We start from the raw sequence: 15,030 nt of genomic DNA, 5'->3' as shown, positions 1-15,030 counted from the left end.
CACTCAAAGCTCAATGGCGTGCTCGGGGAGGGCAACGTGGCGCATTCCGCCATGTCTGGTAACGGAACGACCGCCGGTGACGATCCCCTCCAGACCGCGGTATGGCGGTTGCGTTCGCGGGCCTGCTGGGCCGACGCGGCGGCCCTGCTCCGGCCGGACAGCCCGTCGGCCGCGCTGCAGCGGGCCGGGCTGCTCGTCGAGCGGTGCCTGTACACCGAGCGGGGCTGGGAGGAGGCCGAGGACGCGCTGCGCACCGCCGAGGCGCTGGCCCAGGGCGACGAGGAGCGCGGGGCCGCCGCCTGCGAGCGGGGGCAACTCGCCTACGCGGCCACGCTGCACGGGGTGCGCGACCGGGCCGACGAGGCGCGGGCCGCGCTCGGCCGGGCCGCCGCGCTGATCCCGCCGGACGCTCCCGGCCGGGCCCTGCTGGACTTCCGGCGCGGACTGCTCGCCGAGAACCTGACCCGCTCACCCCAGGCGGCCCGCGCCGCCTACCGCCGCGCCCACGCCGGCGCCGCCGAGCACTCCGACGCGCTGCTGCTGTCCTTCACCTGGCGGCATCTGGCCGGACTCGCCCTGCGGGACGGCGAGTTGGCGGAGGCCCGGCAGGGGTTCGCCGAGTCCCTGCGCATCCGCGAGGAGCTCGGCTACCTGGTCGGTACGGCTCCCGCGCTGGCGTCCCTGGCCGACGCGGAGACCGAGCCCGAGGCGTCCCGCCTGCGCGATGAGGCCCGCCGCCTGTTCCGCCTCCTCGGCGGCGTCCCCACCTGGCTGGCCCGCCAGTTGGCTCCGCCGGCCGCGGGGGCGGCGACGGCCTAGGTCTGCTGCGAGGTCCCGCGCATCATCCGGCCCGTCAGGGGGCTCCGCCCCCTGACGGGCCGGATGATGCGCACCGGCGCCGCCGGCGCCGCCCGGCGCCGGCCCCGGGCGCCCCCGCGGCCAACGGCGCCCATGTCCCCGTGGGCCGACGTTCAGACCGCGCCGGCGAAATGCTCTCCCACCAGGGACCGCACCACCGCCACGTCCCGCGCGATCAGCGCGTCCAGCAGCGCCGTGTGCTCCGCCGCGTCCGCCACCAGGTCGGCCCGGCCGTGCCGCACCGGGCCCCCGGCCAAGGGCCACTGCGCCCGCCGGTGCAGGTCCTCAGCGATCCGGAGGAGCTGCTCGTTGCCGGACAGCCCCAGCACCGCACGGTGAAACGCCCGGTCGGACTCCGCGTACGTCGCCGGGCACCCGGAGGACGCCGCACGGACGGTCTCCTCGGCCAGCGGCCGCAGCTCCGCCCACCGTTCCGCGGGCACCGTACGGGCGAGCCGCAGCATCACCGGCACCTCGATCAGCGCCCGTACCTCGGCCAGCTCGGCCAGCTCCCGCGCCCCTCGCACCACGACCCGGAACCCCCGGTTCGGCACGACCTCGACCGCGCCCTCCAGCGCGAGCTGCTGCATGGCCTCCCGCACGGGCGTCGCGGAGACCCCGAACCGCTCCCCGAGCGCCGGCGCCGAGTACACCTCGCCGGGCCTCAGCTCCCCCGCCACCAGCGCGGTGCGCAGGGCGTCCAGGATCTGCCCGCGCACCGAGGTCCGCTGGACGACGGGGCGGGTGTGCGGAACCGGCGACTCGCTGTGCGTGTGCTCGCCCCGGGCGACCGGGGGCGGCACGGTCCCCCGTTCCCGGCCGGTGTCCCGCGCCGTCGGCTGCCGGGGCACCCGGGCCCCGGCTCGGAGGTCCGGCGTCCCCGTTCCGGCGGAGCCCTGCACGCCCTGCTTCACGGGGTCCTCCTCCGGCTTGTCGGCACTTGGGGTCATTACGACGGGTTGTTACTCATCCGTCAAGCACCTTAAGCGCACCGGGCGACAGTTCAAACTTCCGCACCGTGAGTAAGGAAGGCTCACTATTTGCTCGCTGGTTCACCTTCCGATCGGTGGTGCCCGCATGCCCGTCCCGGCCTCACCCCTCTGCGACGCCTACGCCCGTCTCACCGAGGCCTGGCCGGACCTGGCCGTCACCGAGCCGGGCGCCGGGGAAGCCGTGCCGCACGGCGGCACCTGGGTCACGGCCGCTGCGCTCGCCGAGGGCGGACCGGCCCTGGCGGCCTTCCTGGCATGGGACGAGGCCCAGGTGCTGCGGGACTACGGACAGCGGGCCCGCCCGGACGTGCTGGCGAGCTTCGGGCTGCACCGCTACGCCTGGCCCGCCTGCCTGCTGATCACCGTGCCATGGTTCCTGCGCCGCCGGGTGCCCCGGCTGCCCGTGACGCACGTCTCGTACGACCGCGCCGCCGGCCGCATGGCCGTCCGCGCCTCCTCCTTCGCCTGCCTCCCCGGCTACCCGGCGGCGGCGCTGCCCGGCGCGGTCGTGGTGCCGCACGAGGAGGCGCTGCGAGCCGGGTGCGGGCCGCGGTGGCCGAGCACCTGGAGCCTGCTCGCCGGGTTCGGGCCGCGGATGCGGCGGCGCGGGCCCGCGCTGTGGGGCGTGGCGACCGACGAGCTGGTCGAGGGGCTGTGGTACGTCGCCCACCTGCTCGGCGAGCAGGAGCGGGCCGTACGGGAGCTGGAGCTGCTGCTGCCCGGGGCGACCAGGCCGTACGTCGGCTCCGCCGCCTTCCGCACGCTCACCGGGCCGCACGGCGAGCCGCTGCCCGCCCGGGACCGGGCCAGCTGCTGCATGTTCTCCACGCTGCGCCCCGAGGACACCTGCGCCACCTGCCCGCGCACCTGCGACACCGACCGCGTCGCCAAACTCGCCGCCACCGCCGCCGTTTGAGGTTCCGGCGTCCACTGAGATCACCGCGATCGGAGCAGCTCCTCCGGGACAGAGGATTCACAACTTCCTCACCGGTCACGGAAACTTTCCCAGAGCCCATGTGTACCGCTACTCTTATTCGAACTCAACTCCCGCCCCTCAAGCGGCAGTTCGAGCAGAACGCCGCCCTGGGCATCCCCTTGCACCTCCTTGGCGGCCTCTTGCCCCGAAACCCCCTGAGGGCTCGCGGGATTGGGCCACTATGGCGGGCGTTACGCCCTATCCCAATGTAAGGGACCCCAGATGAGACTGACCGACATATCGCTGAACTGGCTGCTTCCGGGCGCCGTACTGCTCCTGGGCATGCTGGCGGCGGTGGCGGTGCTCGCGCGCGGCAAGCGCTCCTCCGGGGAGAACGCGAGCGCGGACGACTCGTGGGAGCGCAGCGAGGAGCGCCGCAGGCGCAAGGAGGCCATCTACGGCACGGCCTCCTACATCCTTCTGTTCTGCTGTGCGGCGGTCGCCGCGGCCCTGTCCTTCCACGGCCTGGTCGGCTTCGGTGAACAGAACCTCGGCCTGACCGGCGGCTGGGAGTACCTGGTGCCGTTCGGCCTGGACGGCGCGGCGATGTTCTGCTCCGTGCTCGCGGTGCGCGAGGCCAGCCACGGTGACGCGGCGCTCGGCTCCCGGATACTCGTGTGGACGTTCGCGGGCGCGGCCGCCTGGTTCAACTGGGTGCACGCGCCCAGGGGCATCGGCCACGACGGCGCGCCGCAGTTCTTCTCCGGCATGTCCCTCTCGGCTGCCGTCCTCTTCGACCGCGCGCTGAAGCAGACCCGCCGGGCCGCCCTGCGCGAGCAGGGGCTGGTGCCGCGCCCGCTGCCGCAGATCCGCATAGTCCGCTGGCTGCGGGCCCCCCGCGAGACCTACAGCGCCTGGTCACTGATGCTCCTGGAAGGCGTGCGCACCCTGGACGAGGCGGTCGAGGAGGTGCGCGAGGACAAGCGCCAGAAGGAGGAGCGCCGCCAGCGGCAGCGGGAGCAGCAGCGGGTCGAGCGCGCCCAGCTGAAGGCAATCAGCCGCGGCCACCGCGGCTTCGTCGGGCGCGGCACCGGCCGGCAGGCGGAGGTGCAGCAAGTGGAGCGCGGCTCGGCACAGGTCACCGCGGAGCCTGCCATATCCGCGCCGGAGCAGCTGCCCGTACGCTCTCGGCCCTCCCTTCAGCCGGTCCGCAAAGGCTCTGACCCCATCACGGTCGACCTGACCGCGGAGGACGACACCATGGCCCTGCCGCGCCTCGACTCCCTGGAGCGCAAGCTGAAGGACCTCGAGCAGCAGTTCGGCTAGTCACGGCGAGCCGGACACCGCGGGGCGGGGGCGTGACCTTCAGGGTCGCGCCCCCGCCCCGTTCACGCGGCCTCCGCGTCGAGTTCGAACCACACCGACTTCCCCACCCCGTGCGCCCGCACGCCCCACGCGTCCGCGAGGGACTGCACCAGCACCAGGCCCCGGCCGTGTGTGTCATCGTCGGCGTCGGGCACGCACAGGCGGGGTCTGCGGGCGACGAAGTCCCGTACCTCCACGCGCAGTCCGTGCGGTCCGATGACGGCCGTCAGGACGGCGTCGTGGTCCGTGTGGACGAGCGCGTTGGTGACGAGTTCGCTGGTGAGCAGTTCCGCTATCTCGGAGCGCCCGGGTTTCCCCCAGTGCCTGAGGAGGTCGCGCAGCGCCCTGCGGGCCTCGGGCACCGCCCGCAGGTCCGCCCGTCCCAGTCTCCGCCTCAGCTGGGGCGGTCGCGTCTGTTCCGTGACGTTGTCGGCATTGTCCCCCGCCTGCCTCGCCGAGGAGGCCCCGATGGCCACGGGACCGCCTCCTCGTGCCTGCCTTTTCATGTCCCCCGCCCGCACGCCGTTTTCCGTTGCCCCTCCTGATCGAACACGTTCACGGGGATCCATGCCCAGTGGGCCCGGGGGCACGCATGGCGGGCCGGTGACGACCAGCGGTTCGGCCACGGGTGCGCCACGCCTGAGGCACGGCTCGAGCGCCATGGTGACCGCGTTCCGGACAAACGGGCCGCTGTACGACGTCACGGGCGTCCCGTCACGCCGGAGGGGAGCACCCGCTTCCCGTCCCGGCGGCCGTGTCGGGGTCCGCGAAACTGGCCGGAATCCGCCGGTCGTCGGGCGGTCAGGCCGGGCCACGTTGCGCAGGCTGGTCGATCCGGTCGACGGCGGCGACGCTCTGCTCGGCCATGGCCGTGAATCCGCAGCGGCGGCGGTCACGCCTCCCACACGGCCGCCACCGTACGGTCGTCGGCGTAACCCTTGACCCGCACCTGCGTGTCCGCCAGGAACGCCGCGAGACCCGGCGCGGTACGGTCGGACCAGCGTCGGGCCAGGTAGGCGCAGAGCGCCGGCTCGCCTCGCAACGGGTCGGCGAGACCGGCGGTGCACATCAGCAGCGCGTCACCCGGCCGGGCGACGGAGGCGCGGAAGCGGAAGGGTTCGCGGGGTGGTTGCGGGGCCGGTTCGAAGGGGCTCGGCGGGGTCGGGATGCCGAGGTCCATGGTGAGCCGGTCGCCCTCGGGTGTCTCGGCCGGGAGCGAGCCGAAGCCGACGACGGGCTCGCCGGCGGTGCCGGTGGCGGGGACGTCGGGCTCTATGTCCTGCCACTCGCCGCCGCGCAGCCGGAACAGTCCGCCCCCGCCGACACCGAAGAAGACGCGCGTACGGCAGCCGGGGTCGGCGGGCAGCAGCAGGCAGCGCAGGGTGGCCGCGTACTCCTCGGGGTCGATGCCCTGTTCGGTGGCGCCGGCGCGGAGCTTGCCGAGGCTGCGGTCGGTGAGCCGGTGCAGGCCGGACTTGAGATCGCCGCGCCGGCCGGCCCGGAGGTCCTCGACCAGCCGTGCGTGGCTGCGCCCCACCCCGTGCCCGATCCACCGGCACGCCTCGGCCGCCGCCCGGTGCGCGCCCGGCGTGGCCCGCGCCCCGGTCGCCATCGCCACCAGGACCAGCGCCTGCTCCCCGCTGCCGAACCGCGCGGTCAGCAGCGAGTCGCGGCGCGGCTCCCCCCGGAACCGCGCGGAGTCCCCGCGCACGGACGCGGCCCGCAGCGTGCATGCCCCGTACCGCGCTCCGTCCAGCACGGTGTCGGCGACCAGCTCGTCCAGTTCCTCGGGATCGGAGGCCGGCAGCGCGGTGGGTTCGGGGTCGTACGTCGGCGGCCCGGAGCCCACGTAATCGACGCCGGCGGGGGGTGGCGGCAGGGCGGGGACGTCGAGGCGGGTGGCGGGACGCGCGCCGTCGGTGGTCTCCGCGGCCGGAGCGGTGGGGGGTGCGGGAGGCTTCGGGGGTGCGGAGGGGCGTGGGGGCGGACCGGCCGGGGCGGGTGTCGCGGGGTTCTCCTCGCGCGGCGGTTCGGCGGCCCCGGGGGGCTTCGGGCCGGGCGGAGGGGCCGCCGGTGCCGGGGGTGTGGCGGGCGGTGGCTCCCAGGGTGCGCGCTGCGCGGGAACCGTGCCCTCGGGTGGGGGCGGCTGCGGCGCGGCGCCCTCGGTGGACGCGCCCGGCGGGGCGCCGACCGCTCCCGCCGCCGAGGCGAACCGGTCGTCCAGGGAATCGGCCGCGGCCGTGGGACCCGTGTCCGCGGTGGAGTCGTCGTACAGCTGCTTCCACCAGTCGTCCTCGTGACGGGTGGGCCTGCCCCCCTGCTGGTTCATGCCCCTGATTGTCCACCGCACGGGCCGTATGAAAACGGGGCATCCCGAAAATCGGCACACCTTCCTGCCTCGAACGGCGTGCCGAGTGAGTGATCGAACGGCCGTATGAGGTACGGAAGTTGCCGAGTGTGACCGGCTTTCCTGAAACCCAGCTGTGAGCCGGCGGTGATGACCGGCATGGGTCACGGCCTGGCGGACCGGTCCTCGGCCCGGCCGCCGGGTCGCGGCGGCGCTGCCGGCCGGGGGGTGGGGCTGACCGTCCACCGGGCGAGGGCGGCCAGGCCGACCGTGCCGGCCAGCGCCCGCGCGCCCGCGTCGTTGAAGTGCAGGTGGTCGCCGGAGTCGTAGGCGGGCCGGATCCGCTGCGGCCGGACCGGGTCGCGGACGGCGGCGTCGAAGTCGGCCACGGCGTCGAAGGCGCCGCCCGCCCGGATGAAGGTGTTGACCTGCCGCCGTACCGCCTCCCGCGCCGCCGTGAAGGCGCCGTGCCCGCCGTACGGCGTGAGGGTGGCCCCGACGACCCGGATCCCACGGGCGTGCGCGCGGGCCACGATCGTCCGGTAGGCGTCCTCGAAGGCGTGTACGTCGCCGGGCCGAGGGCTGCCCTTGATGATGTCGTTGATGCCCTCCAGCACGATGAGCACCCGTACCCCGGCCCGCGACAGGGCGTCGGCGTCGAGCCGGCTCAGGGCGCTCGGCCCGGTGCCGTCGCGCAGCAGGCGGTTGCCGGCGATCCCGGCGTTCAGCACCCCGGGGCGGCGGGGCGGGGACAGGAGGCGGAGGCGGGCGGCGAGCCGGTCGGGCCAGCGGCTGTTGGTGTCGGGGGTGGTGCCGGTGCCGTCGGTGAGGGAGTCGCCGAGCGCGATGACGCTGCCGGGGGCCGGGCCGCGGACGTCGACGCCGGTGACGTAGTACCAGTGGCCGGTGGTGGCCGTGTACGCGCTGCCGTTCTCGGCGGTGGCCGCGTCGTCGCCGTCGGGGGCGATGTAGCCGGTCTGCAGGGCGGTGCGGTGATAGGTGGCGGGGCCGGAGGCGGTGGGCGTCGCGACCGTGACGAGCAGGTCGGCGGCGTCCGGTACGGCCAGCGGCACCGGGTCGGTGACCAGGTCCCGGCCGGGCGGGACGGTGACGGTCCGGGCGCCGTGGAAGGTGGCGGTGCGCAGGGAGCCGGGTACGGCGTCCGGGCCGCCCACCGACCGCAGGGCGACCGTGACCGCGCCGAGTGTCAGGGGCGCGCTGCCGAACCGGTTGCTCAGGTGTACCCGCAGCACCCGCCCGCCGACGCTGAGGTGCACGACGTTGCGGATGGCGGCGCCGGGGAGCGCGGACGCGGTGCCGGAGGGGGCGGCCTCCCAGGTGCCGGTCCAGGCGGGCCGGGCGGGCGTCGGCCGGGGAAGGGCGGTGCCGGCCCCGGCCGTCATCGTCGTACCCGCCAGCGTCAGGAACGCCACCGCCAGGACCCGTCCGCCCTTGCCCATGCCCGCGCCCGTCCTTCCCACCGGCCTGCTGGAGGCGACCGTGCCACACGCTCGGCAGATGCTGACGGAACGTCACCGGCGGAGCCACCCGCACGGCGGAGCGCGGAGTGGGCCGATGGTCGTGGTCCGGAGAACCGATGCGCCGGGCGGGCGGGCGTGTTTGGCTGCTGCCATGACCGAATTCAGCGCGGCCGAGCGCGCCTACCTCCGATCGCAGCGGCTGGGACGGCTGGCCACCGTCGACCCGTACGGTCAGCCGCAGGCCAACCCCGTGGGCTTCTTCCCGCAGGACGACGGCACGATCCTGGTCGGCGGCCACGCGATGGGCCGCAGCAAGAAGTGGCGCAACCTGCACAAGAACCCCAAGGTCGCCCTCGTCGTCGACGACATCGTCAGCCCCAGCCCCTGGAAGGTCCGCGGCGTCGACATCCGCGGCGAGGCCGAACTCCTCACCGGCCCGCACGACTTGGGCCCGCACTTCAGCGAGGAGGTCATCCGCATCCATCCGCGGCGGATCCACAGCTGGGGGCTGGAGGCGGACTAGTCCGTCAGCTTCCCCGCCACCGCGAGGTGCTGGACGGCGTACGACCGCCAGGGCCGCCAGTCGTCCCGGACGTCGGCGCCCGGCAGGGCGACATCGGGATCACCCAGGGCACGGGCACGCACGACGGCGACGACGGCCGGGTCCATGCCGGGCAGCGCGAGCAGGGCCGCCGCGGTGGCGTCCCGGTCGGCGCCCGGGTCGAGCCGTACGGTGCCGTCGGCGAGCGCGGCGGCCAGCGCGCCCAGAGTGCCGTGCGGCTCGGCCCCGGCGAGCACGGCGGGCTCCGGGAAGAGGTGGGTGAGGCTGCCGCTGGGGGCGTCCAGCGCCTTGCCGTACCGCAGCACCAGGTGCTCGGCCTCCGCGCGCCCGACCAGTGCCCGTACGGCGAGTTCCGCGGGGTCGGCGGTGCCGGGTGAGCGCAGTCCCGGCCGGGCGGCGACCAGCGGGGCGAGTCCGGGGTCGGCGCCGAGCCGCTCGTCGACGGCGTACGGGTCGGCGTCGAGGTCGAACAGCCGCCGCAGCCGCTGCACGGCGGTCGTCAGGTCCCGTGGGTCGGTGAGGTGCAGCCGCGCGTCGAGCCAGCCGCCGGGATGCGCGGCGGGCCCCGCCTTCGCCGCGCCCGTGCGCTCCTCGACGGCGACGATCCCGGTGCCGTACGGCAGCCGCAGCGTACGGCGGTAGGTACGGCGGCCCGGCGCGCCGCTCACCTCCTCGACACCGGCCACGGCCTCCCGCTGGAGCAGGTCGAAGACGGCACCGGACCGGTACGGCCCCCGGTACGCGAGCCGCAGCGGGATCCCCGCGCCCGGCGTGGCGCCCTTGCGGCCCCTGGGAGCGGCGGCCCGCAACCCGCTCGGCGTCGAGGCGTACACCGCCCGGATCGTGTCGTTGAACTGCCGCACGCTGGCGAACCCGGACGCGAACGCGATCTCGGTGACCGGCAGCCCGGTGGTCTGGAGCAGCACCCGCGCGGTGTGCGCCCGCTGCGCCCGGGCCAGCGCGACGGGCCCGGCGCCCAGCTCGGCGGTGAGCTGCCGCTGCACCTGCCGCGCGCTGTACCCCAGCCGCGCGGCGAGCCCGGCGACACCCTCGCGGTCGACCACCCCGTCCCCGATCAGCCGCATCGCCCGGCCCACCACGTCCGCGCGCAGGTTCCACTCCGCGGACCCCGGTACGGCGTCCGGCCGGCACCGCCGGCACGCCCGGAACCCCGCCCCCTGCGCGGCGGCGGCCGTCGCGAAGAACCGCACGTTCCGCCGCTTCGGCGTCACCGCAGGGCAGCTGGGCCGGCAGTAGATCCCGGTCGTCTCGACAGCGAAGAAGAACTCCCCGTCGAACCGGGCGTCCCGGCTGCGCACGGCTTCGTACCTGGTGTCTTCGTCCGTCATGCCATCCAGTGTGGGCGAGGGGCGGAGGTGGGGGCTGGCGGGAACCGGACACGGCCTTCATCCGCCGCCGCTGAGCGCACCCACCCCGCCCGGGCCCGGCGCACGGCAGCCCTACCGCCAACGCCCCCGCTTCACCTCCATCGCCGCCCGCCCCTCGGCCCCCTTCTTCTTCCAGTCCTTCCGCAGCTCAGCCCGGACCCGCGCGTCGGTCTTCGCGACGATCCACTGGTTCTCCCGCATCAGCTTCCGGTAACTCTCCAGCCGCCGCACCGGCAGCTCCCCGGAGTCGACGGCGCCCAGCACCGCACACCCCGGTTCCCGCTCATGCGCACAGTCATGGAACCGGCACTTCTCCGCCAGCTCCTGGATCTCGGAGAACACCTGCCCGACCCCCACCTCGGCATCGAACAGCCCCACCCCCCGCAGCCCGGGGGTGTCGATCAGCACGCCTCCGCCGGGCAGCGCGAGCAGGTTGCGCGTGGTCGTGGTGTGGCGGCCCTTGCCGTCCACGTCCCGCGCGGCGCGCACGTCCATCACGTCCTCGCCGAGCAGCGCGTTGGCCAGCGTGGACTTGCCCGCGCCGGACTGCCCGAGCAGTACGGACGTACCGCTGCCGACGAGCGCGACGAGCACGTCGAGCCCGTCGCCGCGCAGCGCGCTGACGGTCAGCACGGGCACGCCCGGCGCCGTCGTCTCCACGTCCTGGACGAGGTACGACAGCGCCACCGGGTCCGGCACGAGGTCGGCCTTGGTCAGCACGACCACGGGCTGCGCCCCCGACTCCCAGGCGAGGGCCAGGAACCGCTCGACGCGGCCGAGGTCGAGTTCGACGGCCAGCGACACGGCGACGACGGCGTGGTCGACGTTGGCGGCGAGGATCTGTCCCTCGGACCGCTTGGAGGAGGTGGACCGTACGAAGGCGGTACGGCGCGGCAGACATGTCCGTACGTAGCGCGGGGTGCCGCCGGGGTCGACGGCGACCCAGTCGCCGGTGCACACCACCCGCATCGGATCGTGCGGGGTGACGAAGGCGGTGTCGGCCCGGACGACCCCGTCGGGGGTGACCACGTCGCACTGGCCGCGGTCGACCCGGACCACCCGCCCGGGCAGCAGGCCTTCGGACGCGTGGGGGGCGAACTCGTCCGCCCAGGCCTCGTCCCAGCCGTAGGGAACGAGGGAGGAGACAGCAGAACTGGAAGTCAAGGGGGACCCTTCACAAGGGTGGCCCCGGCGGGCACGCGCCAACAGGCGCGGCGGAGTGTGAGGTCGTCAGCCGGTGGCCACGGAGGTGGACTTGATGAACTTCTGGATGCGGGCAGCGCCCATCGCAACGACAGCCATCGGTCACACCTCCTCGAACGCGCTCGGCGACAACGGTCACACCCTAGCCGGGGCTCCCTCGGCCCCGTCAATCGAATTGTGTCGCGCAGCTGTTGCCGTTCAGCGTGAACCCGTACGGCTGCGAGTTGTTCCCGTGCCAGGAGGCGAGGAAGCCGAAGGAGAGGCTGCCGCCCGCGGCGACGGACTTGTTGTAGTCGGCGGCGGTGGCGGTGACGCGGGAGCCGTGCTGGGTGACGCTCGCGTCCCACATCTGGCCGACCTGCTGGCCGTCCCGGAAGGACCAGGTGACGCGCCAGTCCGCCAGGGCCTCCTCGGCGGTGACGGTGACGGTGGCCTGGAAGCCGTCGGGCCACTGGTCGACGAGGTCGTACTCGACCCGGCAGGCGGGCGCGGCGGTGGGGGTGCGGGTGCGGGAGGTGTCGTGGGCGGTGGCGGAGGAGGTGCCCTGCGGTTCCGGGTCGGAGTCGGCGGGCTCGGACCTGCGTGCCGTGCCCGACGTGGAGGGGGCGGCGGAGCGGGACGCGGAGGCCGAGGGCAGCGGGGCGGCGGTCGGCAGGGAGGGGGTGGGGTCGGCGACCGGCTGACGGTCGTCGTGGGCGGCGGCGGCGCTGTCGTCGCCGGAGCCACCGAACGGCATCATCGACACGCCGAGCGCGAGCATGGACAGCAGTACGGCGGCGGCGAGCAGCCCGTTGCGTATGACGCGGTGCTTGTGCGTGCCGTCCTCGGGGTCCCCGGTCTCGTGGTCCTGCTTCGCAGGGCGGCCCGCGCCCTGGCGCACCTCGACGGCCCGGCGGCGGCGCTCCAGGTAGGCGAGGCCGCCCCAGCCGATCACGCCGCCGGCCAGGGCCGCGGGCACGCCGCCGCCGTGCAGCCGCAGGCAGGCGGCGGCCTCCGCGCACTGCGCGCAGGTGGCGAGGTGCCGGGAGAGGTCCTCGGGCGTGTCGGCGGCGGGCGAGCGGGTGACCGCGTCCAGGAGGCGCGCGTAGCTGCGGCACTGCGCGTCCATCGGCGAGTCGAGGTGGGCGCGGTGGCAGCGGTCCCGGAACAGGCCGCGCACCTGGTCCAGTTCCCGGGCCGCGGCGGCCGGGTCGAGGCCGAGGCGGCGGGCGACGGCGGGCAGCGGAAGCGCCTCGGCCTCGGCCAGCCACAGCAGCGACGCGTCCGCCTCCTGCATGTCCCTCAGGCCGCGCAGGGCGACCGGGCGCCGCAGGGGCGGCCCGGTGTAGCGGGCGGCCTTGTCGGAGTTGAGCCACAGCCTGAGGTCGGGGTCGAGCTTGTGGCCCAGGCCGCCGGCCTCCCAGGCCGCCGCGGTGGTGCGTACGGCGGTGAGCAGCAGGGGGATCACGGGCAGCCGGGCCGCGCGGCGGCCGGCGCCGCGGCCGGGCGCGGCCTCGGCGTCGCGGGCCTCGCGCAGCCCGAGCGCGAACGCCTCCGTGGCCAGCTGGTTGGCCGAGGCCGCGCCGGAGGTGCACAGGTCGGCATAGGAGAGCACCGCGTCCCAGCACTCGGCGAACAGCGCGGCCTCGGCGGCGTCCTGGGGCTTCGGCAGGTCGGGCATGGGTCTCCTGCATCCACATGCGAGGTCAACTCACCATGCTGGCGACGGAGTTGGGGGGAACCTCGCGGCAGGGCAAGAGCCTTTCACGTCTTCGACACAACTGACAAGCGGCGTATTCAAATCCGGTTGCCGGCGGCTGCGCGACCTGTCTGCCCGAACGCGTGACCACCGGTGCCCAAGGTGGCCCCCCGTCTCCCGGCCTCTTGTACGGACGCGGAACGCCTTCGGCTCAACGCCCGCGTCCCCGTGTTATACCTGCGCGGGTTCCTCCGCGGGAAGGCTGTCCATGAAGGAGCTGACGGAGAAGACGGCGCGGCCGGGGCCGGGCGGGCCGTAGCCGGGGGGCGAGGACAGGCCGAAGTCGTCCATGGTGGCGCGGTAGGCCTCCAGCAGGCGGATGTGGTACTCCAGCGGCGCGCCCTGCGGATTGGCCCTGCCGAGCGGGGTGGTGGGCTCGGGGCACCAGGTGGTGAAGCGGGGCGTGATGCCGTGCGACATGAAGAAGCGCAGGCCCTCGGTCGTCGACGCGATCGCCTCGTCGACCGTCGTGAAGCCGAAGGGCTCGGCCATCTCCACGCCCGCGACGAAGTTGGGGATCACGTTGCGCGCGCCGAAGACCTCCGCCGAGTCCAGGATCCGCTTGTGCCACTCGTCGCGGCCGACGTAGCGCTCCTTGCCCGGGCAGTACAGCTCGAACAGACGGCGGTCCCACACCTCGTAGTTGGGGTGGTAGATCCGCACGCCGTAGTCCTTGAACCGCTGCACGTCGTCGCGCGGCAGTGCCTGGGCGACGACCTTGCCGATCCAGCGGCCCGGGAAGCGCTCCTCGATGGCCTTGGCGTAGTGGCCGTAGAAGTCGGCCTCGTCGCGTCCGGCGACCGTCTTGGTGATGGCGCCGCCGGTGAGGGTGTAGGCGGTGGACACCTTCTGGGTGTCGTACCGGTCGATGATCTCGAGCGCCTCCAGGACGTCCTCCACGTCCTTGACGCCGGTGTACGGCCGGCCGGCAGCCTTGTGCTGGCGCCAGTTGTGGTTGATGTCGCAGTACTGGCACTCCTCCTTGGCGCCGAAGTACTGGCAGACCCGGAAGACCGTCAGGTAGATCAGGTAGCCCCACTGGATGGTGGGGGCGACCTCCATGACGGACTTCCCGTTGGACAGGGTGTGCCGGTAGTACTCGGGCATGGGCGGTACGCCGACGTCCGCGATCCGCTTGCCGTCGAGGTACAGCCCGAGCAGCCCCTCCTCGTCGGCGGCGACCCGGTAGGGCGAGGACGGGTTCACGCGCACGGAGACGACGGTGCGGCGCAGGTCGTACGGGCCGCCGGTGAGGATGATCTCCTCGGGGGGCCGCCGGAGCGCGGCCTCGCCGAGCTCGGGCAGGGTGCCGTGGTCGAAGGAGAAGATGAAGTACGACTTCGGCTTGACCTCACCACCCTCGTTGTCGGACAGCGCGGACGCGTCGAAGGCGACCCCGCCCCGGAGCAGATCCTCCTTGAAGACGGCTTCCCGCGGTACGTGCGGGAACCGCTCCATCAGATCCTCGACCAGCGCGGTGCGGCTGCCCATCCGAATCTCCTCCCGGCTCAGGTGTTCGACTCCTCACGGTATGCCCCCGCCTGTACGACTGCCCGGCCGGGTCCCCTCGTGGCGGGCGATGTGTCCCGGGACGGCGGTGCCCGGCGGCAGCCGGGGGCCGGGCACGGGAGCGTCCCGGACCGGGGCCGGCGGCGGCACGCCGGCCCACAGCCCCGGCTCCGCGTCCGGTCCGTCGCCGTCGTCCGGGGCGCCGGTGCGGACCGTGACGGACGCTTCGGGGAGAGGGCGAGGAGGGCGGCGGCGGCGCGGTCCCGGCGGTTCGGGCGGCGGGCGTACGACCACTGGCCCGGGGCCGCGTGCGGCCGTGGACGGTCGGCACGGCCGGGGGGCCGCCCCGGCGTCTGCCGGCCCCCGCCCGCCGCGTCGACTCCCGCAGCACCACATGCGTGCCCGGTACCAGGTGCCGGCCGTCGGGCAACTCGTCGCGGTTGGGCGCAGAAGGGGCCGGTGACGTCGCCGGCGACCGTCTTGTCCGTCGCGCCGCCGAGGGTACGGGCGTGCGCGTTGACCACGTAGTCGAGCTCGCGCATCGTCCTGAAGGCCTTGGCGCGGGTGGCCGCCGCCACCGGGTAGGTGCCGCCCAGGACGCGGGAGACGGTGGGCGCGGAGACCCCGGCGCGCGCGGCGACGTCCCGCACGGTCGAGGCGTCCGCGCCCGC

The 15,030-nt window shown here is 74.7% G+C and carries 12 protein-coding genes and 1 pseudogene; 4 read left to right on the top strand and 9 right to left on the bottom strand.

Annotated features, from left to right (window positions below):
• Positions 1–36: 36 nt before the first annotated feature.
• Positions 37–819, top strand: a complete 783-nt coding sequence (locus tag ACIBBH_RS23500; protein ID WP_399407568.1) for a hypothetical protein — start codon at positions 37–39, stop codon at positions 817–819.
• Positions 820–971: 152 nt separating this feature from the next.
• Here ACIBBH_RS23500 and ACIBBH_RS23495 read toward each other — a convergent pair whose 3' ends face one another.
• Positions 972–1,772, bottom strand: coding sequence for a GntR family transcriptional regulator (locus ACIBBH_RS23495; protein WP_399407614.1), 801 nt, complete (start codon positions 1,770–1,772; stop codon positions 972–974).
• Positions 1,773–1,935: 163 nt separating this feature from the next.
• Between ACIBBH_RS23495 and ACIBBH_RS23490 the strand changes: the two are divergent.
• A pseudogene (locus ACIBBH_RS23490) lies at positions 1,936–2,766 on the top strand ((2Fe-2S)-binding protein).
• A gap of 282 nt (positions 2,767–3,048) precedes the next feature.
• Positions 3,049–4,092 (top strand): DUF2637 domain-containing protein, encoded by a 1,044-nt coding sequence (locus ACIBBH_RS23485; RefSeq protein ID WP_399407566.1) that lies wholly within the window; start codon positions 3,049–3,051, stop codon positions 4,090–4,092.
• A gap of 62 nt (positions 4,093–4,154) precedes the next feature.
• On the opposite strand, the gene ACIBBH_RS23480 is transcribed toward ACIBBH_RS23485, so the two are convergent.
• From ACIBBH_RS23480 to ACIBBH_RS23470, 3 genes are all read right to left on the bottom strand, one after another.
• On the bottom strand, positions 4,155–4,607 hold the full coding sequence (locus ACIBBH_RS23480) for an ATP-binding protein (protein WP_399407564.1): 453 nt from the start codon (positions 4,605–4,607) through the stop codon (positions 4,155–4,157).
• A 416-nt stretch (positions 4,608–5,023) separates the two neighbouring features.
• A complete protein-coding gene (locus ACIBBH_RS23475) occupies positions 5,024–6,460 on the bottom strand; it encodes a protein phosphatase 2C domain-containing protein (RefSeq protein ID WP_399407562.1) in 1,437 nt (478 codons plus the stop codon).
• A gap of 182 nt (positions 6,461–6,642) precedes the next feature.
• Complete coding sequence (locus ACIBBH_RS23470) at positions 6,643–7,938, bottom strand: SGNH/GDSL hydrolase family protein (protein WP_399407560.1); 1,296 nt, start codon at positions 7,936–7,938, stop codon at positions 6,643–6,645.
• A 172-nt stretch (positions 7,939–8,110) separates the two neighbouring features.
• On the opposite strand from ACIBBH_RS23470, the gene ACIBBH_RS23465 reads away from it, so the two are divergent.
• A complete protein-coding gene (locus ACIBBH_RS23465; RefSeq protein ID WP_399407558.1) occupies positions 8,111–8,482 on the top strand; it encodes a PPOX class F420-dependent oxidoreductase in 372 nt (123 codons plus the stop codon).
• Here the strand turns inward: ACIBBH_RS23465 and ACIBBH_RS23460 are convergent.
• The 5 genes from ACIBBH_RS23460 to ACIBBH_RS23440 form a co-directional block, all read right to left on the bottom strand.
• Positions 8,479–9,870, bottom strand: a complete 1,392-nt coding sequence (locus tag ACIBBH_RS23460; RefSeq protein ID WP_399407556.1) for a bifunctional transcriptional activator/DNA repair enzyme AdaA — start codon at positions 9,868–9,870, stop codon at positions 8,479–8,481. The genes ACIBBH_RS23465 and ACIBBH_RS23460 overlap by 4 nt on opposite strands.
• A 111-nt stretch (positions 9,871–9,981) precedes the next feature.
• A complete protein-coding gene (gene rsgA / locus ACIBBH_RS23455; RefSeq protein WP_399407554.1) occupies positions 9,982–11,073 on the bottom strand; it encodes a ribosome small subunit-dependent GTPase A in 1,092 nt (363 codons plus the stop codon).
• 205 nt (positions 11,074–11,278) lie between these two features.
• Entirely contained in the window at positions 11,279–12,772 is a 1,494-nt protein-coding gene (locus ACIBBH_RS23450) for a cellulose-binding domain-containing protein (protein WP_399407552.1), read from the bottom strand.
• A 249-nt stretch (positions 12,773–13,021) separates the two neighbouring features.
• Positions 13,022–14,341, bottom strand: a complete 1,320-nt coding sequence (locus tag ACIBBH_RS23445) for a radical SAM protein (protein ID WP_399407550.1) — start codon at positions 14,339–14,341, stop codon at positions 13,022–13,024.
• Between the two features lie 17 nt (positions 14,342–14,358).
• A complete protein-coding gene (locus ACIBBH_RS23440) occupies positions 14,359–15,009 on the bottom strand; it encodes a LacI family DNA-binding transcriptional regulator (protein WP_399407548.1) in 651 nt (216 codons plus the stop codon).
• Positions 15,010–15,030: the final 21 nt, after the last annotated feature.

It is taken from the genome of Streptomyces sp. NPDC051636, assembly GCF_044453765.1.
Taxonomy (GTDB): Bacteria; Actinomycetota; Actinomycetes; order Streptomycetales; family Streptomycetaceae; genus Streptomyces.
This window is presented reverse-complemented; position numbering and strand designations above follow the sequence as displayed.

What these genes read in the sequence shown, in the direction of transcription:
- ACIBBH_RS23475 (WP_399407562.1), bottom strand. Translation starts at nt 6,460, where the DNA reads ATGAACCAGCAGGGGGGCAGGCCCACCCGTCACGAGGACGACTGGTGG.
- ACIBBH_RS23485 (WP_399407566.1), top strand. Translation starts at nt 3,049, where the DNA reads ATGAGACTGACCGACATATCGCTGAACTGGCTGCTTCCGGGCGCCGTA.
- ACIBBH_RS23450 (WP_399407552.1), bottom strand. Translation starts at nt 12,772, where the DNA reads ATGCCCGACCTGCCGAAGCCCCAGGACGCCGCCGAGGCCGCGCTGTTC.
- ACIBBH_RS23460 (WP_399407556.1), bottom strand. Translation starts at nt 9,870, where the DNA reads ATGACGGACGAAGACACCAGGTACGAAGCCGTGCGCAGCCGGGACGCC.
- ACIBBH_RS23470 (WP_399407560.1), bottom strand. Translation starts at nt 7,938, where the DNA reads ATGGGCAAGGGCGGACGGGTCCTGGCGGTGGCGTTCCTGACGCTGGCG.
- ACIBBH_RS23465 (WP_399407558.1), top strand. Translation starts at nt 8,111, where the DNA reads ATGACCGAATTCAGCGCGGCCGAGCGCGCCTACCTCCGATCGCAGCGG.
- ACIBBH_RS23445 (WP_399407550.1), bottom strand. Translation starts at nt 14,341, where the DNA reads ATGGGCAGCCGCACCGCGCTGGTCGAGGATCTGATGGAGCGGTTCCCG.